A 26,808-nucleotide genomic window follows, 5' to 3' on the forward strand; every position below is an offset into this window, starting at 1 on the left:
GTCGCAGAGGCGGAGCCCTTCCCCGTCCCGACGCCTTCCCAGATCCTGGGGTAGCGCGGGATCAAGGTCGCACGAGGCTGCGGCCTTCCCCGACGCGACCGGCAAGGTCGAGCATCCTCTCGGCATGAGGTTGTGGGTCCTGTCGGACATTAGGATCGACCTGGATCCCGGGTTCGTCCTGCCTGACCCACTGCCAGAGTTCGATGCGCTCCTCGTGCCCGGCGGCATCGCCGCCGGCCTGGACGCGTCGCTGCACTGGCTAGCGGCGGCCCTCGGCGGGCGGCAAGGGAACCGCCCCGTCGTCATGGTGCCCGGAAACCTCGAATACTGGTCGGGGACGCCGCTAGTCGAGGCCCTCGCAAGGGGACGTCACCGTGCCCGGGAGCTGGGTATCCGGCTGCTCTCCGATGAGACCATCCGGCTGGAGGGTCCGGACGGACGCGGCGTGCACGTGATCGGCGCAACCCTGTGGACGAACTGGTCCCTGGAAGGCGCGTTCCACGGTCGGCTCGCCCGCGTCGGCGCGAAGCATGCCGCCCCCGACTGCGACCGCATCCTCCTGCGACAAGGCCGACCCTGGTCGCCGCTCGACGCACTCGCCGTCCACGCACGCTCGCGCGCCTACGTCGAGGATGCCCTTTCGACCATTGCCTATCAGGCCTTGGGATATCCAGCGCCGCCGAAGGCCCTCGTCGAAGGGGTGAGGCCGGGCGACAGGGCAGTGGTGCTAACCTGCCATGCCCCCTCCCGCCGCTCGCTGCCCGAGGACTGGTCCGGTTGGCTCTGCGATAGCTGGGTAGCGGCCTCGCTCGCTTCCGATCTCGAAGCGGTGATGCAGGAATGGGGCGCACCGTGCCTGTGGGTCCATGGGAACGCACCGTCCCGGGCCGACTACAGGCTCGGGCGCACGCGCGTCGTGGCCAACCCCCGCGGCGACCCCCGAGGGTCGGACTTCGATCCGGCTTGGGTCATCGTCGCCTAAGCAGCCAGCCGTCGAAGCTCGGCGCACCCTTCCCGAAGCGCATCCCCGTCCCGGCTCGGTCCAGTGCCGGGCCCCTTCAACCTGAGCGAGGCCCCATGAAAACCCCTGAAACCACGGTTGATCCCCACGGGACCATCTGCCGCCAAGGCCACGGCTCACCACGTGTGCGGAGGCGGAAGACCACCTGTCCCCTGACGCTCTGGCGCACCCAGGACCCCGCGCGGATCTCGCCCGCCGAGGTCCTGCGTCTGGCCAAGCTGGTCGCCACCATCGAGATCCTCCACGAGCGGCGCTGGAAGGCGGCGCGAACCGGGGACGCAGCCGCGGCCGCTGCCGTCGCCATAGACCATCTCCACGGCCGCGCCTCGCGGACCCGGCTGACGGACGTGATCCTGGGGAACCTCGTCGTGCGGGCATTCGGGGGCGACGCGACCGCGGGCGTCATCATCGCCCACGCGCTGGAAACCCTCGGCCGGCTCGACCCGTCCGACCCGGCCCCGACCCAACTCGCTCGGCGGTGGAGAGCGGCCCCCGCGTTCCACGCCGCCATGCACGGGTCCGGCTCGTCTGGGGCCCGCGTCGACTGAGAGGCGCGGAGACGTGACGACACGGCGCCCCGCCGAACGGGGCTCGCATGCAGGAGGTCACAGTGAGCGGCACCATGACAGACGGCCTCGCCCGCACCTTCATCGACCTGCTTCGGAGGGACGCCACCCACGGGCGGGAAATCATGCCCATGCCCATCGAGGACGATCTCGACGAGACGCTGGGTGTGCCGAGCCGCCAGGAGGCCTTTGCGCCACAATCTCCCCATGCGGACCTCGTCGCCGCCGCCGTGATGCTGGCGCGCGCCATTGATGCAGAGGACGGGCTGCTGCGCGCGCTCCGGCGCAGCGCTCCGGTCGTCACCATCGCCGTCCCCTCCGGCGACTGGACCATGCCCATCGAGCAGGCCGTCAGGATCTGCGCCCTCGGGGCGGCGTGCTCGGTCCGCAACGGCGATACGTCGCGATCCGACTACGGCGGGCCGGAGCGCCGCGAGGCGCTCGTCTTCGCGCGCGACGGTTCCGCGAGCGCTCATCGGCCTGACAAGGGCAACGAGGGCGTCGGGGAGGCCATCCAGTCCGGCCAGGCGGTCATTGGCATCGCGACGGATCCGGCGCGGACCCTGCCGAGGGACCTCGTGCGCGCGACGGAGTATCGGATCGCCATCCGTCCCCTCGACCCTTCCGCCCTCGCCCTCGTCGTCGAGACCGTGACCGGACAGGTCCCGGACAGGACCTTCGACGGCGTACTGGCGTCGTCCTGCGACCTGACGGACCTGCGCCTGTCCGTTCACGCGAACCGCGGGGCCGGCGGCGCGATGGACCGGCTGGAGGCCCTGGTACGCTCCGGGCGCTCGAACGTCGGCGAGGGCCAGCGGTTGGAGGACATGCATGGGCTCGGCGAAGCCAAAGCGTTCGGCCTAGCCCTTGTCGAGGACCTGCGGCTGTGGAGAAATCATAAGATCAGGTTCAAGGACTGCGAGACGGCCGTGCTACTCATCGGGCCGCCGGGATGCGGCAAAACGCAATTCGCACTGGCGCTTGCAAGGAGCACCGGACTGCCCTTGCTCGCCGGGTCGCTGGGGCAGTGGCAGGCGGAGCGGGACGGTCATCTCGGGCATACCTTGGGTGCGATGCGCGCCTACTTCGAAAAGGCGCGCCGGACTCCCTGCATCGCCCTTATCGACGAGATCGACAGTTTCGGCGATAGGAATTCTTTCGCGGAACATCATCGGGATTACAGCAGCCAGGTCGTCAATGCGCTGCTTGAGCACCTGGATGGGGCCGCCTCACGGGAGGGGGTCGTCGTCATCGGCGCCACGAACCACCCGGGCCGCATCGACCCCGCGATCCTGCGCGCCGGCCGGCTGGACCGGCATATTCGGATCGACCTGCCGGGCACCGAGGACCTTCAGGGCATCCTCCGTCACTACCTCGGCGGGGACCTGAAAGATTTCGACCTTCGTCCTTTCGCTGCTCGGCTCAGGGGATCGACTGGTGCCGATGTCGAGGCGCTCGTCCGGCGGGCCCGTGGGCTCGCCCGGCGACGTCCGGGCTCGGCGCTGACCGCAGCGGATCTCGCCGCTGCCGATGCCACGCCCATCCTCGGCGAGGCGATGCGCCTGCGCGCGTCTATCCACGAGGGAGGGCATGCCGTCGCGGCCATCGCGCGCGGTGCGCAGGACGAGATCATCCTATCCGTCCAGGCCACCGGTGGGCTGTCGACGATCAGCCTCGACGCGGCATCGTTCAGCCAGACCGAGGCCGATTTCCTCGGCTACCTGGTCATCGCCCTCGCGGGAAGGGCCGCCGAGGAAGTGATGCTCGGCGAGGTATCCGCCGGCGCGGTTAGCGACCTGGCCGAAGCGACGCGTTGCGCCGTGCAGATGGAAGCTCGCCTCGGCTTTTCCGCCGAGTTTCCCCTCGTGAGCCTCGGATCCGACGGCGAGATCGATCTCGGCCGCATGCCGTGGCTGCTGCGCCCGGTGCAGGACCGGCTGAACGCCGCCTACGAACGCGCGCTCGACCTCATGCGGACGGAGCGGAACGCCCTGGAGCGCATCGCAAGGGCCCTCTTCCGCGACGGCCACCTTGAGAACGCGCAGGTCAGGTCCCTCTTCGCCGGGCCGCCCAGCCGGGACGTCCACGGTGCGCCGGCCTCCTCCAAGGTGTCCCTCCGCCGAAGGACGGAGCACCTGCCGCCGGAGCGATGAACCGTCCCGGGAACGAAGTCACAAGCATCAGCTGTATCGTCGGGAGGCCGTCACATGACATCAGCAGGCATCGCGAGCGTTGGCAGGAGCCCCGGGGGAAGTAGGCAGGGGATGTCCCTACGACTTTCCGCCGACGGTCCCACGTTGTTCGACCAGGGGGTACCCGAGCGGAGGGGGCAGCCGCGGTACAACGGCGATTGCGGCCCTAAGTCTCGTCCCGGCGACAACGCCGCCCCGCATGACGCCTTGCTGGCGCTCGACATCGAAACCGTCGTCGACACCGAGCTGCTGCCCGCCGATTGGGGAGAGAAATTCCCCAAGACCGCGTGGCACAAGATCGTGGCGATCAGCGTTGTCGAAGCCGGTATCCATCGGGATCCATCTAATGGCACCGAGGAATTCCATATTCGCTCCTGCCGCAGCGGTGGTGAGGCGGGCTGGAGCGAGGAGCGCTTGCTCCGCGCATTCTGGAAACATTTCGAGGCTGGTCGTTTCAGGGTCGTGACGTGGAACGGCCAGGGATTCGACATCCCGACGCTCCTCCTGCGTTCCATGCGCCACGGCATCGCCACGCCCGCCTGGTACCGTAGGGGCACTCGCTGGGCCGGCTACGGTTATCGGTACGCCGTCGATTGGCATGCCGACGTTATGCAGTCCATGGCCGACTTCGGCGCGTCGTCCAAGCTCACGCTGGACGAAGGGGCGGCCGTTATCGGGCTGCCAGGAAAACTCGGTGAGCACGGTTCCCGCGTGGCCGAGTTGGTGGAGGCCGGCGAAATTGGGCGTGTCCGCAACTATTGTGAAACCGACACCCTGAACCTGGTCGTACTGTACTTCCGCTGGAGCTATCTCACCGGCCGTATTAGCGCAGAGGCCCATGACCGCGCCGTCTCCGACCTGATATCCTACTTAGCAAAGGAGGGGCTAGTTCGACCTCATTTTGCTCGGTTCCTCGACGCCTGGACCCTCGCGTCCAAGGATTGCCCTGCCTTCGTTGGAAGTACTGCTCGGCGAAGGTGTATGGCCGACACTATCGGCATGCTCAAAAGCGGAACGGACGCTACCTGCGATTAAGACAACTGAAAGAGTCCTGGATTGCAATTCCAATGGCCGATAGACTAGAAATTCCGTAATTTATAAACTGAAAAAATATCATTCACGCATACCGCGTCTCAATAATCAGTCTCCGGAAAAGTCTAGCGAGGATGTCGATGTCCTTGAGGCTACATAGATACCTGTCGTGCTGCCGGTTGTATATTGTAAGGGATAGTAGATTTAAATACTTAATCAAATTCTCTCAGGAAATCCAAATCATGAAGTCTGAGCGGCGATTTCCTGCCTTGACCGCACCATATGTTTAGGAGAGCTGCTTTTTAAGGAAGCTATTTGTTAGCACTGAGCCCAACCAGCGCCGGGGGTAAGCGCCTGATGCCCTTATCGAGCGGCTTAGCGCACCAGATCTAAACTCTTTTGGATTAATCCTCGGTACACGTTCGATTGTCCTGCCATCGCCGTGGTGGTGAGCGGGTTGGGCCCCTTTACTCTACCGTCAGGACCGAATGGCCGATGCATCCAATTGTACTAATTCCCGTGAACGCAACGCTTCGGTTCGATGAGAAGGATTACTCGGTTGTGAGCTTCGATGCGGCCGGTTTGGTTCTCAGATCCCATGATGTCGCGCCGGCCATGCTTCGGCTATCCCACGAAGAGACGCTCGCTGCCTACAATATGCGAAGGCTGCTCGTCAGCACCCCATTCGCTGTCCAGCAGCGTGAGCCTACGGTCATATCCCAGGCTCCGAGTGCTTCCCACTCTTGCCCTCATTGCTATCAGCAGGCGGGTTAATCAATGGAACACCCGCATCTCAGCAGCACTGATAAGCCGGAAAGCCCGAGGCGACGCATCTCTATCGCGTCTTTGCTCGGTCCCCGCCGCGGACGCAGGTTGGTGACGCCGTCGGGAGTTGGTGTTCGCGGCCTTTTCCCTTCCTCAAAGAACGGGCGAATGATCGAGTTCGAGTCGCTGGGCGAACGGAACGCCGCCGCGTTACTCGAAGAAAGGCGTGAGATACTAGCCTACCTAGAGCAGCCGCCTGCCGAGCGATGGTTCGATGGAGAGCGGATACGTCGGTACACGGCCGACTTCAGCGTTATTACCGTCTACGGAAGGGTGTTGCTTGAAATAAAGCCGGCCGACATTGCCCGCCGGCCGAAGATCAGAACACGTCACCGTCTCATCAAAGCGAATTTAGCGGCACGCGGCATACCCTTCGTCGTCTGGACCGAACGGCACGTAGCTCGGCCACATCGCGCCATTGCCATGCTCCTGGCCGCCGCGCGACGCGGCACCCGATCCGAATGTAGGGAGGTTCGTCCATGAAAATACCCTTCCCAAACTTGCAACTGAACGTTCGCGTCGAACTCTACGGCGTCTCTTACGTGTTCATGGCACGCGAGGATGCGGGCTACGTATTTCGCAGCTCAGTGGATGGCGAAACTAGGACGGTCGGCGCGGCTGAACTGCAAAACGCCTTCTTCAAGCGCGCTTTTAAGATACCGCCTCAGATCCATCCGGGCCTTCCGAAAGGTGTCCGTGAGCGGATCCGCTATGACCTAAACGAACTCCCTGATCCTCAGCAGGACGAAGCGATCCGTCGATGGCAGTATTGCAGGGCTCTCGACCGCCTTGCCGACTTGAGGCTCAAGGCCGGCAACCGTAAGGGCCGACGGCTCTTCGGAAGGTCCGATAGAAAATACGACCAAGCCGCCCGGATCGTCGCTATGGTGCTCCGTCGCTGGGGTGTCAGAGATGAGCACAACCCAGGAGGGTCCACCCTACGTGACTGGTTCCGACGCTGGGAAAGGTCTGGCAAGAAGCCCTCGGCGCTCGTCCGACTCGACCATCTAAAAGGTCGTAAGCCGACTAGGCACGTCCCTGCCGTCATGAAGATCGTTTTTGATTGCGTGCGAGACTTTTACTTAGTCCGGGACAGCACCTGCAGCGTGCCCACTCTTCATACTCACGTGCTCGACCTAATCGATGCGCACAATAAAAAGTTCGGCACGAACGACGTAGCGCCGACTGTGGCCCAGCTTTACCGCATCATCGACCAGGAATTCGATGAAGCTGAGAAATGCTATCTGCGAGAGGGCGCCAAAGTCGCGCGAGAGAGGTTTTCGCCGAAGCGTAGGCGAAAGTCGCCTAAGAAGTTGATGGAAATCGTGGAGATTGACCATGCCCTCCTCGACATCATCGCTGTTCGGGAGCGGACCGGCATCCCGCTTGAGTCGGAGGATGATGCTCCCGAGCTGAAGAAGGGGATTGCCGGACGTGTCTGGGTCACGGTCGCAATATGCCAGGCCTCCCGCTGCGTGGTAGGTCGGTCTCTCTCACTCGATCCACCGTCTTATGTCTCAGTGATGCGCTGTCTCCGCAATATGCTGTCACAGAAGGCGGACGTGCAATTGGGAGAGCTTACGGTCGCCAACCCATGCTTCGGCCTTCCCAAGGTTGTGCATGTCGACAACGGCAAAGACTTCCACAGTCTGAGTCTGAAGGTTGCCGCCGCCTCGTTGAATTTTGAAGTGAGGCATATGGGACGCCACCGCCCGTGGGAGCGCGGACGAGTTGAGCGATTCTTCCGCGAAGTACAACAGGACTTCGCGGCGCAGCCGGGAAGAACCTTTTCAAGTACCGTCGATAGAGGTGACTACGACTCCGAGGGTAACGCCACGCTTACATTCCCTGTGATCGAGAACATGTTCGACAAGTGGGTGGCTGGCATCCATCACCACCGCCCCCACAGGGGCCTCTTTTGGCGGACGCCGGCCGAGGTCTGGGACGAGCTCGCTCAATTCGGCGTCGGCATACCACCCGACGTGAAGGATATCGAGGTTTTAACAAGGAAGGTCCTCCACAAGCCAGTCAAGGATAGTGGCATCGAGTACCTCGGGTTGTTCTGGCATTCAGATGAGCTTGCCGGGTTACATCGTAAATATGGAACTGGGAGGAAGTTCCCTGTCATGATTGACCCCCTGAACCTGCTTACGGTGGAGGTGATCGAAGAGACGGAGACGGAGACAGAGACGAAGGTTATCCGTCACGTGGCGGAGATCGACGACAAGGATCTCGTTCAAGGCATTGACCTCGACATGTGGGAGCGTGTCCGCAATCGCGGCCGTGAACGCACTCCGGAGGGCGAGCGCCTGCGGCGCGAGACTATGTTCGAGGCTCGTAAGGAGCTGATGCGGGTCGCACGAGAAAACGACCTCGCCGGCGAGAAGCTCACTAAGGGTGAGGCTAAGTTCGCCGAGCGGGCGGCTAAGGAGGAGGCCCAGGTCCGAAAGGCGGCCAGGCTTGCGGAGGAACAAGCCGGTGTCCCGCCGGCAGCGACGATGGCGCCTAAGAAGCCGACGGCGGTCCTTCAATCTTCGCCCATCGCCACGGCTTCGGTGGCCGTGCGCTCGACAAAGTATGCGTGAGGGGCTCCATGACGGATCAGAAAATCGACTGGAACGAAGCCGGTAAGGCAGCCGAGCTCGATGCTTTCATGGTTGCGGTTGGACACATCCACGTTCCCACCACGAACTTTGATCAAGGCGTGAGGGAACTAGAATGGCTTCGGCGGCGTGCCCGGCGGGGGGAGGGGTCGTGTCTTGTAGTGGGGGGACGGTCCGGATCCGGCAAGAGCTGGCTGCTTGAGCGTAACCTCCTCGCATCGGAGTTCACACAGGATTATGGGCCGCTCGTTGACCCGCTTCCGGTGATCTCAATCGATGCACCATCGCCAGGCCACACAAAGGCGCTTGCTGCCAGGCTGCTCGAAAAGGTGCTCGGCTATGCCGTCCCGGCACGGGATTCGGAGCCCATGCTGCTTGATCGCTTCACGAAGATCGGGATTGCGAGGGGGCTGAAGGTCATCAAAATTGACGAGTTCCAGCATGTTGTGAACAGCTTCGTCAGGGTAAACCAAAGCCGGAACGAGGACAAAGAGAAAATCGCGTCGGAGAATATTAAGACACAAATTAACAAGGCGCCTTTCCAATGGATCATCGCCGGCGAACCTTCAGTAATGAGTTTCTTCCACCGTTGGGAGCAATTCGAAGGCCGCGGGCGGAAACTTGCAATGCAGCCGTTCGCATGGCCCACGGATAAGGACGAACTCGCAGCGTTCCTAGATAAATACGACGAGGAGCTGTCGGGTATCCATTTTGGCCGGAAAAGCGGACTGGCCGAAATGGCTCCACGTTTCCAACTGGCGACAGGCGGCTTCTACGGTCAGATGGTCCGTCGTCTCCTGAAGGACGCGGCTGAGATGGCATTCATGGCCGGCGACCCCGACATCAGTGAGGCACTATCGGTAACCTACGAGCGCTGGAAGCGTCTCGGCGATAGAGAAAATCCGTTCTTGATGAAGATGCCCGAGGTGGCGAGCAGGCTTTGTACACCTCCTACATCCTTGCCGGTCCCTACGGTTCCTCAAGCGGAGATCCTCCAGGCAGCGGTCGCGCAGCCGAAGATGAGCGGGCGAGGGAAGGGCCAGACGCGGGAACCATCGTTCGCAAAATGAGCGGAGTGAGATTGCTTGGGCAAGGACATCCACATCGCCCGTTTGCCGCTGCGGGTGCCCTTTCGATCCGGGGAGCCGGCCTACGCCTTGTTCGGGCGGATGGCCGATCGCCTCAGCGCTACGTCGCGGATGGCCTTTGCGGGGGAGCTCGGCCTGAGTCATCGAGCATTGCTCGACGGGAAGCTTGTCGAGACCGTCGCAGTCCTCGCAGGGCAGGTGCTGAGCGAGGTCAGTGCCGCTACGTTCGTCTTAGCTGACGGACAGGTCTCGCTGCGCGGTCGCGTGCTCGACCGGAACCACTGGTCGTGCCTGCGTCCGCGCGTCTGCGTCGATTGCCTGCGGGAGGACCTTTCGGAAGGAGGCTCGGCGGGAACCGTTTGGCACCGAACATGGTGGGACGTGCTCCCCCTGCGTCGATGCCATATCCATGGGGGAGTGTTGGTTTCCGGAGGGATCGAGGCCGTCCGGGCTGCACGCACCACTCAGGGCTTTCCCGCCGAGGTCACGCCGCGGACGCGGACGGCTGGCGAGGATTATATCCTGGGACGTTTAGGCCTTTCACCCTCCCGCCCGCTGGACTTGCTCGACCAACTTCCGATCTCTCGTGCAGTGGAGATTCTCGAAGTTGTTGGAGCGGCTGCCGACGGGCGTCGCTGGGGCCAACGTGAGATCTGCCGGGTGGACAAGGCCGACTTGCTTTCATTCGGCTTTGGACCGTTCGCCGGTGGCGTTGCGTCGTTCCTCGCCCACCTAGATGATTTGGTCCGGAACGCGCCCGCCGTGCGAGACCACCTGCTCCCGAACGCCGTATATGGCCGTCTCTACACGATGCTGTCCTCCGAGGAGATCGATCCGGCCTTCGACGAGATCCGTGGGCTCGTCCGAGAACATGCGCTCGCAAACCTTCCGATCCCGCAGGGGCAGTCGATCCTCGGCTCCGCCGTTCGGCGCCAAAACATCTACACCCTCGCACAGGCAGCCGAGCGCTTGGCGGTTGAAAAGCCACTTGCCGGCCGGCTGCTTTGGTCCGCGGGTGCACGGCCGCGCCATGTCGCAGGCCAATTACCACTATTTTCCAGCTCCGAGGTCGAAAGTGCAGCCGACTTGGCCGCGGCAACTGTTTGGGGCCGAGACGCCCGCAAAATCCTCGGGCTGCCTCCGGCTGCGTTCGCCTCAATCGTGAAGGCCGGTTGCCTGCCCAAGGCATTGGACGGACAGGCCACGGGTGCCAGGGAGGACCGGTTCCGGAAGGCTGACATCCTACGCCTGCGCGAGATGGTCATGGGAGGCTTGCGGACCATGGTTCGTCCTCACGCCGGTTCCGCGCCGCTCCCGTCGGCCGTTCGCTCAGCGATGTCCTCGACGGGCGAAATCATCGCCGCGATTTTGGATGGTGCTCTCATTCCTACAGGCAGGCTAAGCGGGGGCGAGGGATTGTCGGCGGTGCTGGTCGACACGGCAGACGTCCTCGCGCTGCATAATTGCCTCGACCACGATCTCATGCCCTGGAGAGATATCGTCGGCGAACTCGGTAGCCGTTCGGCGGCGGATACCCTCGTGCGTTCCGGCCATTTAACAGTGTCGGTCGTGCCGGCGGGGTTCAGAAACAGAAGGCGTCGCGTCGTACCGCGTCGCGAATGGGCACGTTTCGAAGCCGCCTATATCTCAGCGGCCGAAATGGCTCGGTCGCGCGGAACATCGGCGAGTGCCATCGTTCGTGCCCTGGAAAAATCTGGGGTACAGCCGTCCATCGCCTGCCCAGACGGGAGGTTGTTTTACGCCAGAGCTCCATTCATACTAGGATATTCAAACAAGGGCGACGCACGTCCGAGCAGCCGAAGGTCTTGTACGGTTCGTACCCGTCCCGGCCGTGGGCGACAGCAGACAGTTCCCCAATCATCGCGTAATTGCCATATGCTGACGCAAGATAATCATAAGAAGTCAGGTTAATCGGAGGTGCCTGATGGCTATTGATCAGGCTTTGACGTATGGCTCCAGCATCTTAAGTTGCGCCCGGCGAAGTGCCGCCTGAACGCCGTCTACCTAATTCTACTCAGATGTAGCGTCTTGCCGGTATTGCGCTGCGCTGATTAAAGGCTCTGTCCTTGCCTATCATAGCCTAGGCCGGTGCAAAACGCATGTCTGGGCACTTGTTGGGCTATAGCTTAAAATCGCTATTTTGCTCCCAGGGAGATAATTCGTCTGAGAAGCAACGTTCCAATACTCAGAGACTTAGAAAATTCGATTTCCATATGCAAAGATTTGGCAAGAGCAGCGGTCCGTTCCTAGCTTGTCATGCCTCATAATATCGTAGCAAATAAAAGCGCTGATGTAATCTTCCCTGGCGGAGTTCCGGATACCCTACGTTTAGCTACCTGAATTCGGTGGCAAAAGCCGAGTGTCCTGGCCCAATTAGGTGAACAAGCGGGGGGTAAACAGCTACGGGCGCTTGCTCGTCTTGACGGAACTTTCCATAATCATCTGCAACTCAAGATTGGCAGAGCGTTATGTGGTCAGACGTCGAGACCGACCAGGATTTTCTAAATTTCCGGGTCATGGCCAACCTCGCGGGGCAGATGATCCTCGACGCTGGAGGGAAACCGCTTAGCATCGGCATCTCGGGCGGCTGGGGCGTTGGCAAGTCCTCTATGGTCAAGTTGATCGCCTCCGACCTCGAAGGTAGGTCGTCGAAGAAACTCGTATTCCTTACTTTTAACGCCTGGCTCTACCAGGGGCACGACGACGCTAAGGCGGCGTTGATGGAGGAGATTGCGCGGACGCTCCTTAAGCACGCCGAAGGCAATAAGGATGTCGTAGGCCGCATCAAGGAACTTGGATCGCGGATCGATTTCTTCAGAGTGGCAAGGTACGGTGCGGAGGCGGCAGCGACCTACGCTTCGGGCGGTGTTCCCTTCGGCGCATTCACCAAGGGATTGGAGAGCCTCTGGGAGCATCTCACAGATGGAGAAATATCCAAGCAGGATCTCGGCGAGGCCAAGGATTTCGCCAAGGAGCACAAGGACGAAGCCAAGGCCCTGATCAAGCCCAAGAAGGCTCCCGAGACGCCCCCTCAGGCGATCCATGCCTTCCGCGAGCACTTCAAGAAGGCATTGGAGGAGCTCGACGTCACGCTTGTGGTGTTCGTCGACGACCTCGACCGATGTTTGCCGTCGACGGTCATCGGTACGCTCGAAGCCATGAGGCTATTCCTGTTCATGGACAGGACCGCATTCGTCATCGCGGCCGACGACAAGATGATCAAAGAGGCGGTTCGCATCCACTTCAAGGAAGCGCGCCTCGACGATGACCTGGTCGTCAGCTATTTTGATAAACTCATCCAGGTTCCGCTTCGCGTTCCGCCGCTCGGCATCAACGAGGTCCGCGCTTACCTTCTCCTCCTATTAACCGAGAACGCCGAACTCGACGCCGATCCGAAGCGTCGAGTCAGGGAGGCTGTGAACGATAGGCTGGCGGCGAGCTGGAAAGGGCTTTCGGTCGATGCCGCGTTCGTCGCCGAGCAAATTGAGGGGTGCTCCACTACCCTGAAGTCGGAATTCGCCTTAGCGGATCGTCTCGCTAAGCAGATGGCCACGTCTCGCAAGATCGCGGGCAACCCTCGCCTTATCAAGCGGTTCCTCAACACGCTTTCCATTCGGCGAAAGTTGGCGGCGGCGCAGAGCATCCCGGTCGACGGCGCCGTACTGGCTAAGATTTTGCTGTTTGAGCGCTGCGCGGCGCCTGCCTCATTCGAGTTCCTCGTTCAATCGGTCACGCAGGCGGTCGATGGTAAGTCGGAGAACCTGCGCATGGCGGAGCGCGTCGTGCGGGGTGGCGGCGATCTACCCGAGGACAAGGACGCATGGTCGGCAGATCGCACTTTCGTGATGGACTGGCTCAAGCTCGACCCGCCGTTGTCCGGAGTGGACCTCCGCGGCGCTATCCATGTCGGCCGTGAGAGCCTCCCCATCATTTCGGCAGACGATCGGGTTTCGAAAGAGGCGCAGGACATCCTGGCGGAGGCAGTCTCGCTGAGGCTGAAGCCAACGGCAGATTTACGCGCTCGCTTCACGAGGCTCATCCCGGACGAGAAGTCGTTCCTCGTGGGCAAGCTCATGGAACGGGCGGCCTCGGAGGCCGAGTGGGGGACCCCCGACATTCTATGGGGCCTCGCGATGGTGGCGGAAGCCGACCTCGATGCCGCCAAGCGCCTCGTCGTCTTCCTATCGAACCTCGACAGCGCCGCGCTCCGACCGCCCATAGTGCCGCGCATCCGCGACACGACCTGGGGAGGCGAAGTGGTCACCGAATGGCGCGGCCGCAGCGACATGCCAGACCAGATGAAAAGGATCTTGGCACCTAGGAAGGTGAAGGTCTGATGGGAACCTCGAAATCGAGCACGGGACCGGGGAAGGGTGTCGGCCTAGTCCCTCCTTGGCTCGACACGCCGCCCGGCGTGCCCCCATCAGCCGTCCCATCTGGTTCGGTCGCGCCCAGCGGTGGCCCGAGCCCACAGGCGCCATCTCTTCCGGTACCGGGGACGCCGCCCCTGCTTTCGCAGCCTTCGGTGCCGCCACCGCCAGGTACGGCGGTGCCTAAGCGCTTCCAAGAGGCGCGGCGCGGAGTCGGCGCATACGTTTCGTCAGGCGACAAGGAAAGGCTGAGGGCCGGGCTCGGCAGCTACGTCGGCAAGGGCTACCGCGGCGGGCGCACCGCCTCCGCGCGGATGGGACAAGCGGCGACTTCGGCCGGACGCGCCTACGATGTCTTGAGCGGACTTGCAGACGGCAGTGTCACGCAGCAGGACCTCGGCTTCGACCCCGCCACCGTCGCCGGGGCTCCCATGGACGACGTCATCGACGCCCTCGTCGATGTGATCTGCCGGAACGATACGACGCTGGACGACGCCGCGGGCCGTGAGGCGGTCAATGAGGCGCTCAGTGAGGTACTGGCTGAAAATCCCGGTACCGACCCACTCGCGATGCCGGTCGAGCACACGCAGGAGGTCTGGCTTCGAACTGTGGCCTACCACGTGTTCGAGGACATCATGCTCGACTTGGGGGCTGGCCTTCAGCGTGGGGCTTTCGGCGACGCCAAGGTCTTCAACGACCGCCGCTATGAGATCCGCGACTTCGTGCGCGAGAGCTTCCGCGAGCAGTACGGGCAGTTGACGGCGGCAGGACGCAACGTCGACCGCAGCAACGCTGCTGCCATTGCGAAGGAGGTCACCTCCCTGGTCTTCGACGTCTACGAAGGATGGATGGAATGAGGGTCGCTGTCCTACCCAACCGCGTCGGGTCCGCAGGCCTACGCGTCAACGCGCGTCTCGCTCTTTTCGAGGGTGCCCCCGCCGGTCTCGACGGCAGCGTCGGGACGGGACTCATCCGGGAGACCCACAAGGCGCTGGGCCGGTCGCCCGTCGCGGCGGCATGGGACCTGGCGGCGGTAGCGCTCGCCGTCATCGGTGCCGATAGGTACGTCAACCGCGCCGCCGTAAGTGAGGATGGTTGGACCAGGCAAATCGAACTCACGGTCTCGGTCACGGACCCAGCGCGCTGGATGGCGATGTTGCCGACGGTGAGGGATACGCTGGGCTTCCTCACCGGGGACGTGTGGTCCCTGGCCTTCCTGCCGGATGGCGTGCAGCCGCGCCCGCCCGCCCACACCGTCGGCAACCGGCCGGAGACGTGCGTGTCGCTGCTCTCCGGTGGCCTCGACAGCCTCATCGGGGCCATCGACTTGGCCGCCAGCGGCGAGAGGCCGATCTTCGTCAGCAATCGCGTCAAGGGCGACTGCCGCAAGCAAGCGGATTTCGCCGAAGCCGTCGGAGCCCGCCAGCATGTCCTATCTCTGAACCACAACGCGCGCGTGAGGCACACTGCACCCGAGATCTCGCAACGTCCCCGCTCGCTCGCCTTTCTGGCGTTTGGCGTCCTCGCTGCCACCACGCTGGATAGGTACCTAGCAGGGGAGGTCGTCGATCTCGTCGTCCCCGAGAACGGCTTCATCAGCCTCAACGTCCCACTGACGCACCTGCGTTCGGGGAGCCTGAGCACACGCACCACCCATCCCCGGTTCCTCGCCGGCCTGCAGGCCGTCATCGACGGGCTTGGGTTAAGGGTGAGGCTGGTCAATCCCTATCGGCACAAGACCAAGGGCGAGATGATGCTGGAATGTTCCGACCAAGCGCTGATCTCGCGTCTGGCGCCAAGCTCAATGAGTTGCGGCCGCGGCGGCCGCATCAACGGGCATTGCGGCCAGTGCCTCCCGTGCCTGGTACGTCGGTCCGCGTTCCTAAGGCATGGCGGGACGCTGGCTGCGGATACGACGATGCCCCCTTACAGGCATCCAGGTCTGGGTGGCGCGTTCACGGACCTGGCCTTCAGCCGGTACGACGATGTTATGCAGTGCCTTGGCGCCATCGACACATTGGACCGCCGCGGCGCCCGCCGCTGGATTGGGTCGGCCATTCCGGCGTCGACCGTCCCCGAGGCGGAGGCTTGCCGTCAGGTCGCCATCCGGGGCTTACTTGAGATCAAGGCCTTCATGCTCGCCGCGGGCCTTCTGTGATTGATTTCCACTGCCATCTCGATCTCTACCCGGAGCCGGCGAAGGTGGTCGCAGAGGTGGCGAAGAGGGGCATGTACGTCCTTGCCGTCACGACCACACCGAGAGCCTTCGAAGGCAATTTGCGCTTCGTTGGATCGAATCGGCGCATCCGGGTGGCGGTCGGGCTGCACCCCGAGCTCGTTGGGGAGAGGCATGCAGAGGTTGGGCTGGTTTGCGCTGCCTTGTTGCGCACACGCTACGTTGGCGAGGTCGGCCTTGACGGCTCCCCGCAGCACTGGGGAACGTTCGCAACCCAGCGAAATGTGTTGCGGACCATCTTCAAGGCCTGCTGCGACCAGGGGGGGCGGGTCATCAGCCTTCATTCAAGAATGGCGGTCCAAGCAGTCCTCGACGAGATCGAGCAGGCCGGCCCCATCGGGACGCCGGTCATGCACTGGTTCGGTGGAACACCGGACGAAATGGTCCGGGCATCGGGTCTCGGATGCTGGTTCAGCGTCGGTCCCGCAATGTTGAATTCCAAGAAGGGGCGCCTCCTTGCTGCCGGCATGCCTCGCGACCGTGTCTTGCCTGAAACAGACGGGCCATTCGGGCAATCACGCGGCAAACCTCTCACGCCCTGGGACTGCGAACTCGTCATTCCGATTCTCGCGGATCTCTGGGACATGCCGCTCTCGGCAGTGGAAGCCCTCATGAGTGATAACCTGCGCCGCTTGGTGATTTGATCCCAGCGCACTGGAACGAGCAGCTCCAAGGTCTTCGACATAGGTTTTCGCGGCGGTTTCAACGAAGCCGGCATGGTCCGCGGTGAGCCGCATTCCTTTGGGGGTGCGCAAAATTGCGGTAGATTTATCGCGGAGATCTATGGTGTTTGCTTTGATTGCGGTAAGCTATTTCCGAAATTGCGGCGGTTTACCCCATCTTCTGCGGTAAATTATTACAGCCCCTACATCGGCGTAGCGCCACTTGGCGATCTCGTCGGACCAGGCGGCGCCGAATTGCGGGCCGCGCAGGGAATCGGGTTCCTCGGCCGAGAAGGCGAGGCCCACCGCGCCGTTGGGCCAGTCGAGGCGGCGGCGCGAGGGCGACCAGCGCGGGCGCAGGCCGTTCAGGGACAGCAGCCCCGACGGCCCCTCGATCATCACGTCGCGGACATCCGCGAAGGTCTCGCCGATGAGGGCGATGCGGCCCACGGGCCGGGCGGTGAAGGCCGGGTCGCCCTGGGCCAGGGCCCGGACCCATTCGGCCCCCGTGCGGGTCTTGCCCGAGCCGCGCCCGCCCACCACCGCCCAGGTGGTCCAGGCGTCTTCCGGGCATGCAGGTGTCGGGCATGGGGGCAGCTGGTCGGCCCGCGCCGTGTGGAGCCAGTCACGGGCGAGCGCCCGGATCAGATGTGGCGGCAGGCTCTCCAGGAAAGCCGGCATCCGGCCGCTCGCCGACGAACGCCGCATAGCGCCGCGCGATCTGCGCGCGCAGGGCGGGCAGGTCGGTGTCCCGTTCTGCGTCCGGGTCGGTGCCCGAGCCGGCGTCGCCGGGGCCGTCCGTGTGCGCGCCGCGTGTCGCATCGGGGTCGCTCCTGGGGGCGGCGGCAAGGTCGTCGAGGAGGCGCTTGAGGCCGCCGAGGTCGCGCAGCACCCGGGCCGAGTCGAGGCCGGGGGGCGCCTCCTTCAGGGCCACGTCGAAGGCCGCGACCTGCCGGGTGATGTGGGTGAGCAGGGCCACCCGGAGGATGGCGGGGCCGGGGGGCGGCCCCTCCGCCGCCTCGGGCAGCCCGCAGGACGAGAACAAGGCCGGCGCCGTGCGGCGGGTCAGGCCGAGCACGGCGGCGAGATCCGCGCGGGTGACCCCGTAGGCGCGGTCGACCCGCGCCAGGGCGGCGCAGCGCGCGGGCGACCAGGCCGCCGGTGCGGTCTTCGCGATGGGAGGGCGCCAGGTCTCCTGGCGGCACCATTTGCGGAGGGTCGCGGCGCTAAGCTTCGTTTCCGCCGCGATCTCCCGGACGGTCTTGTCGGTCTCGCGAAACAGGGCTTCGGCCTGCGCCTTCCGCTCCGCATCGACGGGGGTGAGGTTCATCGCCGCCGCCCCCTCTCCATCCACACTTCTTGAGCGTGGGGTAATGATACCGCAGGAGCGTCGCGCTGTCAATCATAAATTCCTATTTTTGGGATTTAGATCTTATGATTGAGGCTCGCTTTAACGGCCTTCAGGGATGGTGGAGCCGGGGCTCCACTATCCCTGTTCGCAGGCCGGACTCGTGGCCGGGGCGAAAGTCTAGAGGCCGATCATCGCCTGCGAGGTGCCGACTATGGTGAAGGCCAGACCAGCGGCGAAGGCCGCGATCATGACGTAGGAGAACCCCTTCAGAACCATGGGCGTCGCCTTCCGGGCTCCGATCAGCAGCGGTTTCCGCCGGAGGTCTGGCCGTACTGCATCACGGGGAAGTTCTGCTGGTTGGCGTTGCCCTCGGCGGCCGAGCTCATGGCGCAGCCACCGTAGGCCGGCACGCGGGACGGGGCGTAGACCGAACCGGTGGTCTCGACCTCGGGGGGAAGGAAGCCGGTGTAACGACCCTTCTTCTCGTAGGCCATGGCCGGAGAGAGCGAGGCAACGCCAAGAACAACGGCGGTGGCGAGGGTGGCGATGCGGGTCTTGGTCATGATCTGAGTATCCTGTTCAGGACGATCCGCGCTGCGGACCAGGGCCGACGATTGGCCGATGATTGAAAAGAGGAGAGGTGAGGTGCGCGTTCTGCTTCCGGGATGTCGCGGCCGACGCGCCACCCCGGGCAATCTCGAGGACGGTCGCTCGCCCGGAGCGGTCGTTACAGCCCGATCATCGCCTGGGAGGTGCCGACGATGGTGAAGGCCAGACCGGCGGCGAAGGCGACGATCATGCCGTAGGAAAAGCTTTTCAGGACCATGTCTATACCTTGCTGTTGCTGACTTGTGTGAGATCGGATCAGCAGCGGTTTCCGCCCGAGGTCTGGCCGTACTGCATCACGGGGAAGTTCTGCTGGTTGGCGTTGCCCTCGGCGGCCGAACTCATGGCGCAGCCGCCATAGGTCGGCACGCGAGACGGGGCATAGACCGAACCGGTGGTCTCGACCTCGGGGGGAAGGAAGCCGGTGTAGCGACCCTTCGTCTCGTAGGCCATGGCCGGGGAGAGCGAGGCAACGCCAAGAACAACGGCGGTGGCGAGGGCGGCGATACGGGTCTTTGTCATTATCTTATAATCCGCTTCTGCGACAAACCGGCGTTCCGGTCTGTCTGTTGCTTCTGAAAAATAACATAGGGCTTCGATTTCATTCTGAAGGTGCCGCGACGCACGCGCCACCATGGATTAAGCCGACGTGCGCGGAATGCTCCGTGGAGCCGTCTTCACCCGGTCCGACTTGCCGCCCCCCATGGTGCACGGCAAGTCGGGCGGCGGGCGGCATCGCGCGAACGCAGACAGATCACGTTGTAATCCCGACTTGTCGCGGAATATTCGCGTCACGGCAGCGTCATTCGCCAAGCCTAATGCGCCGCCCAGCAAGGTTATGCTTCGAACATGGACCGCTTTGTCGAGGCGTTGCTGCGGCGATGCCTCGACGCCGCGGGTGCAGGCGATGCGCGCGGCCGGCTCGGGTTCGACGGGCCGCCGATGCCGGCCGGCATGCTGCAGATGCAAAGGATCGAGAGATGAGACAACGTCTGTTGGCGCCGACGCTCGGCCTGTTGGCGGCGACCCTCGGATGGAGCGTCCTGACGCTGGCGCCGGCCCAGGCCCAGACCGTCGCGGAGCTGCAGCGCCAGATCGACGAGCTCAAGGCGATGATCAAGGCGCAGGCCGAATCCGGCCGCGGCGCGCGGGCGGCCCCGGCCCGGGTCGCGCATCGCAGCGAAGCCGGCACTCGGCCGGCGGCGGGCCGGCCCGTCGACTCGGCCGTCGCTCCTCCGGCGGCGACGCGGGCCGTCCACGCGGACCGGCCCGCCTTCGCCATCGACCGACCGGATACCTGGATCGACGCCCTGCTGCCGCCCCCGCCCGGGGTGGACGGCCCCAAGCCCGCCGGGTCGCCGAAAACCTGGTTCGAGCGCTTGTCCCTGCGCGGCTACACCCAGATGCGCGTCAACGAGATCCTCTCGGGGGACGGCACCACGCCGGCCGGCCGGTCGCGCCTGCGCTCCGTCCACGACGGCGGCATCACCGAGCGGGGCAACTTCACCTTCCGCCGGGTGCGCCTCGTCCTGCAGGGCGACATCCACGAGCGGGTGTTCATCTATCTCCAGCCGGATTTCGCCGTGAACGTCGCCAACCAGGCCGGCACCGAGGGGCGCGGAAACTTCGCCCAGTTGCGCGACGCCTTCGCCGACGTGTTCCTCGACGAGGGGCGCAGCACCAAGATCCGCTTCGGCCAGCAGAAGGTGCCGTATGGCTGGGAGAACCTGCAATCCTCGCAGAACCGTCTCACCCTCGACCGCTCGGACGCCATCAACAGCGCCATTCCGGGCGAGCGCGACATCGGCATCACCGCCTATTACACGCCGGCGCACGTCCAGGGACTCTGGGACCGGCTGGCCAAGGGCGGCCAGAAGCTGTTCGGCAATTACGGCGCCTTCGGCGTCGGCATCTACAACGGCCAGACCATCAACCGGACGGAACGCAACGACGATCTCATGGTGGCCGGCATGGCGACGTGGCCCTTCGCCCTCGACGGTCTGGGCGCGGCGTTCGAGGGCCAGGTCCTCGAGGTCGGGGCTTCCGCCTACCGCAACCGGTTCCAGCCCGAGATCCGCACGGGCGGCGTCAGCCCGGCGGCGTTCAGCGATGCCCGCGTCGGCCTTCACGCCATCCTGTATCCGCAACCCTTCGGCCTCCAGGCCGAGTGGAACTGGGGGCGCGGCCCGGAATTCGACGTGGTCACCCGGATGATCGCGGAGAAGCCGCTCAGCGGCGGCTACGTCCAGGCCATGGTCCGGGTCGACCATTCCCCCATCGGCCCGTTCATGCCCTACGCGCGCTGGCAGACCTATGGGGGCGGCTGGAAGGTGGCGACCAACGCGCCCCGCCTCGACACCGACGAGGTCGAGGTCGGCGTCGAGTTCCAGCCGATCAAGCCCCTCGAGATCACCCTGGCGTATGCCCGGATGAAGCGCCGCGAGGCCGACGAGCGCCGCCTCGGCCGAGCGGAAGGCCACCTGTTCCGCGGGCAGCTGCAGTGGAATTACTGACGCCGTGCCGAGGGTGGGCCGGACCCCCACCCTTGGGTGCGCCCCGGAAACCCGGTACCCTCCGGCGAAAATCAGACCCCGCCGGAGGACGACCCCCAATGAGCCACAGCCCGACCCCCCTCACCGCCCACGGTGTGTTCGACGTCGCGGCGCATGCCGCCCAACTGCCCGAGACCGCCGACACCATGGTGGCCGATCACCGCTTCACCGACGATCCGGCGGCGAGCGCCCGGGTGTTCCGGGTCTACCGGCCGACGCCGCCCCACAGCCACGCGTCCTGCGACGAGTACCTTTACGCCCTGTCGGGCCGCTGCCTCATGAAGTTCGCCGACGAGCCCGCCATCGAGGTCGGCCCCGGCACCCTGGTGTTCTTCAAGCGCGGCGTGGTCCACTCGGTGCCGGAGATCCTGGAGGAGCCGATGGTGTTCCTCTCCGTCGACACCCCCCGGCGCGAACCCCGCGACATCCGCTTCGTGGAGGCCGGCACCGGCACGCCGGACAGCTTCATCCGCCAGCGGGATTGAACGCGTCCGGCGGGTGAGGTTCGGTGCGACGCCGACCATGGGAGGCGCTCGGTCCGCGTCGATGGCGCGGACCGTGATCGGACGCACAGGGGCCGGATCCTCCAGGCCCGCGTCGGCCCTCCACGCGGACGAGGCGCATCGCCATGCGCGTGATCGGCGCCCTGACGATCGTCGCCCCGTTCCCTGTCTCCAAACTCTATGGGGACGAACTTTCTAACGGCGACCCGACTCCCGAGAGCCTCGGTCTTTTGGGCGGCATGGGCTCGTCCGCCCTCAGGCCCCGCGCGCGTCACCGGTAGCGAGACGTGCCTCTTCGGCCGCGAAGACCTCCTCCATGGTGATTAGGCCCCGGTCTTCCAGGAGTGTGAGGAGCTGGAGCGAGGCCGACATCGCGTTGCCCGAGCCGCGCATGATCGCGAACGCCTGCTCATGGTCGTGGGTCATCAGGCTGCGCAGATAGGGGGCCAGCGTGGCGACGGGAGCATCGGCCGCCACGAGCCGGAGAATGTCGAGGGCTTCATCCCGCGGCGTGACAGGGACCAAGTCGGCCGAGGACATCGTGATAGCCTGAGATATGAATACGGCACCGATAGATATAGTAATTTATGCGGATTTGTCAAGATCTATACTTGCATTGACGGGCGCCGGACAGACCGTATCGTCGGCCGGCGCAGTCCCGCGAGTCGGCCCAAGCCCGCGAGTCGGACCGAACCAAGTCGGATCGAAATTCCGTTGCCGGAGAACGGATGATCCCGTCGTTCGCTGGACTGGACCCTGGTCCGGCGCGGACCGGACCTGCGACCGGCGGCGCCTCCGCCCTCGGCGGTGCCGGGCTGCCGTGATGGCGGCCCAGGCTCATGCGAGGTCCGGGCCAAGGACGGGCCTGATCCACGACGTCACCGGCCGGACGAACCTGCGTGGTCCGGGCCGATCGATCGGGCCGCGTCGAGACGGTCCGTCGACGATGCGCCGGATGCGATCCCCGCCCGATGCGTGCCCGAGGAACCCTCCTGCGCAGCTTCCCGCGAAGGGGATCTCGATCCTACGGCGCCTTGGCGGGCTCGGCCGGCTTGGTGTTCGCATCGGTCTTGGCATCGGTCTTGGCCTTGCCGAGGTAGATGTACTCGGGGGCGGCGCGGAGCTGATCCTTGTTGGTGTCGATGGTCGCCTTCAGGGTGGTGTCGTTGGTGCGGGAGAGCTTGAGGGCGCTCGGGTCGATGGCGACGTACTTCGTGCCGATGCCGAGGAAGCCGCCGACGCCGACCACCCACGACTTCACCGTGCTCTTCTCGTCGAGGACCACGTCGGCGATCTCGCCGATGGTCTCGTTGGCGCCGTTCTGGATCGTCAGTCCGACGAGCTTCGAGGTGACCATGTCGGTGGGGTTCTGCGCCACGAAGGTCGGGCGCAGGTCGTTGGCGAGGGTGGCGGGGGCCGCCGGAACCGGGGCCGTGCCGGGCGCCGTTGCCTCCGGCGCCTGCGCGAGGGCACCGAGGGTGCCGGCGACGAGGAGGGTGGTGCCGAGCAACAGGCTGCGCATGGAGGCTGGTCTTTCCGGGTCAAGGGGCGTGTGGGGCCGGGTGGGGCCGTGTCGAACGCTCAAGCTCGGGACGGCCCGATGGTTCCGCCCACGTGCACGGATCGCTCCGCCCGCGCGCACGGATCCCTATCCCCTGCATGCACGAAGGCGCGACCTGGGACGATCGGCGCGAGACACGGGGGCCGTTCGCGCCCTAGATTCACATCGAGAGACCGCGCGGGTGCCCCGCGCCGCGAATCCCCGGGAGCCCCGCCATGCCGTCCTTCCTCAGCGAGACCCTGCCCCGCCGACGGGCCCTGATCCTCCTCGGCGCGGCCCTGGCGGGCGGCGCGCGGGCCGCGCAGGCGGGCGAGACCCGGGCGGGCGCCTTCACCTTCGAGAAGCCCGAGGGCGGCGGCCTCGCCCTCGCGGAGTTCGCCGGCAAGCCGATCCTCGTCGTGAACACCGCGACCTCCTGCGGCTATGCCGGGCAGTTCGTCGGGCTTCAGGGTCTGTGGACCCGGTTCGGCGCCCGCGGCCTCACGGTGATCGCCGTGCCGTCGCCGGATTTCGGCAATCAGGAGACCCTGGACGGTGTCGCCATCGCGGAGGCGGCGCGCAAGAACCACGGCGTCACCTTCCCGGTGGTGGCCAAGACCCACGTGAAGGGCCCCGCCGCCCATCCGTTCTACCGCTGGGCGGCGGCCGAGAAGCCCGGCGCCACCCCGGGCTGGAACTTCCACAAGTACCTCGTCGCCCGCGACGGCAGCCTGCTCGCGGCCTTCCCGCATTCCATGGAGCCGACGGATTCCCGCATCGTCACCGCCATCGTGGGGGAACTGCCTGCCGCCTGAGCGGCCGGCCCTTCGATCGACCCCCAGGGAGGTTTCGCGATGCAGGACCACGATCAAGACCACGACGCGTCCCCGCCGGGGGACGCCGCCCCGCGCTGGAAGCACGACGGCATCCGGGTGATCCCCGGCGACAGGCTCGACCCCAACACGGCGCAGACGCCGGGCATGTTCCGGCAGGCCGCCATCAACCACGCCCGCGTCGGCGCCCAGAAGATCTGGGCCGGCACCGTGGCGATCGAGCCCGACGCCAAGACGGGCGTGCACCACCACGGTGCCTTGGAGAGCGTGATCTTCGTGCTCTCGGGGCGCGCCCGGATGCGCTGGGGCGACCGGCTCGAATACGTCGCCGAGGCCGGCCCCGGCGACTTCATCTTCGTGCCGCCCTACGTGCCGCACCAGGAGATCAACGCCTCCCCGGACGAGCCCCTGCACTGCGTGCTGGTGCGCTCGGACAACGAAGCGGTGGTGGTCAACATCACGGATGTCGACCCCGTCGAGCGCCCCGAGACGGTCCCGTGGGTCGATCCGATCCACAAGCACCCGTGAGCCGGATGCGGACGGGGGAGGGCTCCCCCGTCCGCTCTGTCGGGCGGCTCCCGGGGGAGGGGTCCCCCCGTCCGCCCGGTCAGGCGGCTTCCGGCATCCGGTCCAGGAGCTTGTCGAGGGTGATGGGGTAGTCCCGCACCCGGATGCCCGTGGCGTTGTAGACGGCGTTGGCCACCGCGGCGCCGACGCCGCAGATGCCGAGTTCGCCCACGCCCTTGGCCTTCATGGGCGACGAGATCGGATCGACCTCGTCGAGGAAGATCACCTCCTGGTGCGGGATGTCGGCGTGGACCGGGACCTCGTAGCCGGCGAGATCGTGGTTGGCGAAGAAGCCCCGCTTGGTGTCGACGTCGAGCTTCTCCATCAGGGCGGCGCCCGTCCCCATGGTCATCCCGCCGATCACCTGGCTGCGGGCGGTCTTCGGGTTGAGAATGCGGCCGGCGGAGCAGACCGCCAGCATCCGGCGCACCCGCACCTCCGCGGTGTCGACATCGACGCCCACCTCGACGAAATGCCCGCCGAAGGTGGATTGCTGGTAGGTCTTCGACAGGTCGCCGAACTCGATGCTGTCCTCGCCCGTCAGCGCGCCGGCCTGCGCCGCCTCGCCGAGCGGCACGGCGCGGTTGCCGGACCGCACCTCGCCGTCCACGAAGACGGCATCGTCCGAGTTGATGCCGAGGCGCTGCGCCACGGCCTCGCGCAGCTTCACGCAGGCCGCGTAGACGCCGGAGGTGGAGGAATTCGCGCCCCACTGGCCGCCCGAGCCCGCCGCGACCGGAAAGGCGGAATCGCCGAGCCGGACCACGACGCGGTCGAGGGGCACGCCCATCATCTCGGCCGCCGTCTGGGCGATGATGGTGTAGCTGCCGGTGCCGATGTCGGTCATGTCGGTCTCGACGGTCACGGTGCCCTTGGCGTCGAGCCGGACGCGGGCGCCGGACTTCATCACCATGTTGTTGCGGAAGGCCGCGGCCACGCCCATTCCGACGAGCCAGTGCCCGTCCCGGACCGAGCCCGGCTTCGGGTTGCGCTTGGCCCAGCCGAACGTCTCCGCGCCGCGCGTCAGGCAGCCGACGAGGTCGCGGTGCGAGAACTTGCGGCCGGGCTTGTTCGGGTCGGTCTGGGTGTCGTTGCGGATGCGGAACGCCACCGGGTCCATCCCGAGCTTCTCCGCCATCTCGTCCATGGCGACTTCGAGCACCATCAGGCCCGGCGCCTCGCCGGGCGCCCGCATGGCGTTGCCCTCCGGCAGGTCGAGATGGGCGAGCTTCATGGCGGTCATGCGGTTGGCACCCCCGTAGAGGAGCTTGGTCTGGTTCACCGCCGTCTCGGGATCGCCGTCGGGCAGGTTGCCGGAGGTGCTCTCGTGCGCGATGGCGGTGATCGTCCCGTCCTTGGTCGCGCCGATGCGCACCCGCTGGATGGTGGCGGGCCGGTGGGTGGTGTTGTTGGCCACGAGCGGCCGGGTCAGCGCCACCTTCACCGGGCGCCCCGCCGCCTTGGCGCCCAGCGCCGCCAGCACCGCGTCGGCGCGCACGAACAGCTTGCCGCCGAAGCCGCCGCCGACATAGGGCGAATCGAGCCGGACGTTCTCCTTCGGGATACCCAGGATCTTGGCCATGCTGCCATGGCCCCAGCCGATCATCTGGTTGGAGGTCCAGAGGGTGACCTTGTCGCCGTCCCAGGCCGCCACGGTGGCGTGCGGCTCCATCATGGCGTGGCTCTCGTCGGCGGTGGTGTAGGTCTCGTCGAACTGCACCGGGGCCGACGCGAAGGCGCCCTCGAAATCGCCGACGCGCTCGACGCCGTCGCCGCCGCTGCCCTCGCCGCTGTCGCCCGGCGCGGGGGGGGCGCCCTTCGCCTCGGTGGCGAGGTCGAACTTGCCGGCCTCGGGGGCGTAGTCGACCTTGACCAGGAAGGCCGCCGCGCGGGCCTGCTCGAAGGTCTCGGCGACCACCACGGCGATGGCCTGGTGGTAGTGCTGCACCCGGTCGCCGCCGAACAGGTAGGCGGCGTTCATGGTGCCGCGTTCGAGGCGGGGCGTCTCCAGGGTGGTGACGATGGCGAGGACGCCGGGGGCGCGCTTGGCCGCCTCCGTGTGGATCGCCCGGATACGGCCCTTGGCGATCCCGGCGCCGAGCACGTAGCCGTAGGCCTGGTTCGCCGCCACGTCGTGGCGCTCGTAGGCGTAGGGGGCGGTGCCGGTGGTCTTGTACTTGCCGTCGATCCGGTCGGTGGCCTTTCCGACGACCTTGAGCTGGTCGATGGGGTTCTGGCCG

23 protein-coding genes and 1 pseudogene are annotated in these 26,808 nt (G+C 65.4%); 17 read left to right on the plus strand and 7 right to left on the minus strand.

Going from position 1 to position 26,808, the window contains the following annotated elements; genetic code table 11:
- Window positions 1-124 precede the first annotated feature (124 nt).
- The 12 genes from ASF22_RS18695 to qatD all read left to right on the plus strand — a co-directional run bounded on the left by ASF22_RS18695 (window position 125) and on the right by qatD (window position 16,598).
- Window positions 125-982, plus strand: a complete 858-nt coding sequence (locus tag ASF22_RS18695) for a hypothetical protein (protein ID WP_056172914.1) — start codon at window positions 125-127, stop codon at window positions 980-982.
- Window positions 983-1,146: 164 nt separating this feature from the next.
- Window positions 1,147-1,569 (plus strand): hypothetical protein, encoded by a 423-nt coding sequence (locus ASF22_RS18700; RefSeq protein ID WP_056172917.1) that lies wholly within the window; start codon window positions 1,147-1,149, stop codon window positions 1,567-1,569.
- 149 nt (window positions 1,570-1,718) lie between these two features.
- Window positions 1,719-3,740, plus strand: coding sequence for an AAA family ATPase (locus ASF22_RS18705; protein WP_162239588.1), 2,022 nt, complete (start codon window positions 1,719-1,721; stop codon window positions 3,738-3,740).
- A 246-nt stretch (window positions 3,741-3,986) separates the two neighbouring features.
- Window positions 3,987-4,814: a 3'-5' exonuclease gene (locus ASF22_RS18710; protein WP_244473812.1), complete on the plus strand. Its 828-nt coding sequence runs from the start codon at window positions 3,987-3,989 to the stop codon at window positions 4,812-4,814.
- 930 nt (window positions 4,815-5,744) lie between these two features.
- Window positions 5,745-6,119 carry a hypothetical protein gene (locus ASF22_RS24160; protein ID WP_156630146.1) on the plus strand — a complete coding sequence of 125 codons (375 nt, stop codon included), beginning with the start codon at window positions 5,745-5,747 and terminating at the stop codon, window positions 6,117-6,119.
- On the plus strand, window positions 6,116-8,221 hold the full coding sequence (locus ASF22_RS18715) for a DDE-type integrase/transposase/recombinase (protein ID WP_082483815.1): 2,106 nt from the start codon (window positions 6,116-6,118) through the stop codon (window positions 8,219-8,221). Before ASF22_RS24160 ends, ASF22_RS18715 begins: the two co-directional genes overlap by 4 nt.
- Before the next feature lie 8 nt (window positions 8,222-8,229).
- Window positions 8,230-9,309: an ATP-binding protein gene (locus ASF22_RS18720; RefSeq protein WP_156630148.1), complete on the plus strand. Its 1,080-nt coding sequence runs from the start codon at window positions 8,230-8,232 to the stop codon at window positions 9,307-9,309.
- Window positions 9,310-9,324: 15 nt separating this feature from the next.
- Window positions 9,325-11,259, plus strand: coding sequence for a TniQ family protein (locus tag ASF22_RS24165; RefSeq protein ID WP_156630150.1), 1,935 nt, complete (start codon window positions 9,325-9,327; stop codon window positions 11,257-11,259).
- Between the two features lie 557 nt (window positions 11,260-11,816).
- Window positions 11,817-13,685 carry a P-loop NTPase fold protein gene (locus tag ASF22_RS18725; RefSeq protein ID WP_056172929.1) on the plus strand — a complete coding sequence of 623 codons (1,869 nt, stop codon included), beginning with the start codon at window positions 11,817-11,819 and terminating at the stop codon, window positions 13,683-13,685.
- 212 nt (window positions 13,686-13,897) lie between these two features.
- Window positions 13,898-14,575, plus strand: coding sequence for a Qat anti-phage system associated protein QatB (gene qatB / locus ASF22_RS18730; protein WP_156630152.1), 678 nt, complete (start codon window positions 13,898-13,900; stop codon window positions 14,573-14,575).
- Complete coding sequence (qatC, locus tag ASF22_RS18735) at window positions 14,572-15,876, plus strand: Qat anti-phage system QueC-like protein QatC (protein ID WP_056267033.1); 1,305 nt, start codon at window positions 14,572-14,574, stop codon at window positions 15,874-15,876. Before qatB ends, qatC begins: the two co-directional genes overlap by 4 nt.
- Window positions 15,873-16,598 (plus strand): Qat anti-phage system TatD family nuclease QatD, encoded by a 726-nt coding sequence (qatD, locus tag ASF22_RS18740; RefSeq protein ID WP_056172938.1) that lies wholly within the window; start codon window positions 15,873-15,875, stop codon window positions 16,596-16,598. The genes qatC and qatD overlap by 4 nt, the downstream gene beginning before the upstream one ends.
- 234 nt (window positions 16,599-16,832) lie before the next feature.
- Here the strand turns inward: qatD and ASF22_RS18745 are convergent.
- The 4 genes and pseudogenes from ASF22_RS18745 to ASF22_RS18760 all read right to left on the minus strand — a co-directional run.
- Window positions 16,833-17,324, minus strand: a pseudogene (locus ASF22_RS18745) (terminase family protein); the annotation flags it as partial.
- Window positions 17,242-17,946, minus strand: a complete 705-nt coding sequence (locus tag ASF22_RS24170) for a hypothetical protein (protein WP_056172940.1) — start codon at window positions 17,944-17,946, stop codon at window positions 17,242-17,244. The pseudogene ASF22_RS18745 and the gene ASF22_RS24170, both read right to left, overlap by 83 nt.
- Window positions 17,947-18,266: 320 nt before the next feature.
- Window positions 18,267-18,530, minus strand: a complete 264-nt coding sequence (locus ASF22_RS18755; RefSeq protein ID WP_056172942.1) for a hypothetical protein — start codon at window positions 18,528-18,530, stop codon at window positions 18,267-18,269.
- Between the two features lie 301 nt (window positions 18,531-18,831).
- A complete protein-coding gene (locus tag ASF22_RS18760; protein WP_056172945.1) occupies window positions 18,832-19,095 on the minus strand; it encodes a hypothetical protein in 264 nt (87 codons plus the stop codon).
- 327 nt (window positions 19,096-19,422) lie between these two features.
- On the opposite strand from ASF22_RS18760, the gene ASF22_RS25260 reads away from it, so the two are divergent.
- The 3 genes from ASF22_RS25260 (at window position 19,423) to ASF22_RS18770 (ending at window position 21,610) form a co-directional block, all read left to right on the plus strand.
- Window positions 19,423-19,557, plus strand: a complete 135-nt coding sequence (locus ASF22_RS25260) for a hypothetical protein (RefSeq protein ID WP_277996074.1) — start codon at window positions 19,423-19,425, stop codon at window positions 19,555-19,557.
- Window positions 19,554-21,086: a porin gene (locus ASF22_RS18765; protein WP_056267036.1), complete on the plus strand. Its 1,533-nt coding sequence runs from the start codon at window positions 19,554-19,556 to the stop codon at window positions 21,084-21,086. The genes ASF22_RS25260 and ASF22_RS18765 overlap by 4 nt, the downstream gene beginning before the upstream one ends.
- Before the next feature lie 98 nt (window positions 21,087-21,184).
- Complete coding sequence (locus ASF22_RS18770; protein WP_056172951.1) at window positions 21,185-21,610, plus strand: cupin domain-containing protein; 426 nt, start codon at window positions 21,185-21,187, stop codon at window positions 21,608-21,610.
- Window positions 21,611-21,883: 273 nt separating this feature from the next.
- On the opposite strand, the gene ASF22_RS18775 is transcribed toward ASF22_RS18770, so the two are convergent.
- The gene (locus ASF22_RS18775) at window positions 21,884-22,168 is read right to left on the minus strand and encodes a hypothetical protein (protein WP_056267037.1); all 285 of its coding nucleotides are present in this window, start codon (window positions 22,166-22,168) and stop codon (window positions 21,884-21,886) included.
- 484 nt (window positions 22,169-22,652) lie between these two features.
- Window positions 22,653-23,150 (minus strand): PRC-barrel domain-containing protein, encoded by a 498-nt coding sequence (locus ASF22_RS18780; RefSeq protein ID WP_056267040.1) that lies wholly within the window; start codon window positions 23,148-23,150, stop codon window positions 22,653-22,655.
- A gap of 254 nt (window positions 23,151-23,404) precedes the next feature.
- Here ASF22_RS18780 and ASF22_RS18785 point away from each other — a divergent pair, with 254 nt between their 5' ends.
- Window positions 23,405-23,983 (plus strand): glutathione peroxidase, encoded by a 579-nt coding sequence (locus tag ASF22_RS18785; RefSeq protein ID WP_056267043.1) that lies wholly within the window; start codon window positions 23,405-23,407, stop codon window positions 23,981-23,983.
- A gap of 39 nt (window positions 23,984-24,022) precedes the next feature.
- Window positions 24,023-24,529, plus strand: a complete 507-nt coding sequence (locus tag ASF22_RS18790; protein WP_056267044.1) for a cupin domain-containing protein — start codon at window positions 24,023-24,025, stop codon at window positions 24,527-24,529.
- 79 nt (window positions 24,530-24,608) lie between these two features.
- On the opposite strand, the gene paoC is transcribed toward ASF22_RS18790, so the two are convergent.
- On the minus strand, window positions 24,609-26,808 hold a 2,200-nt coding region (gene paoC, locus ASF22_RS18795), incomplete at its 5' end, for an aldehyde oxidoreductase molybdenum-binding subunit PaoC (RefSeq protein ID WP_082483817.1).

It is taken from the genome of Methylobacterium sp. Leaf87, from assembly GCF_001422775.1.
Taxonomy (GTDB): domain Bacteria; phylum Pseudomonadota; class Alphaproteobacteria; order Rhizobiales; family Beijerinckiaceae; genus Methylobacterium.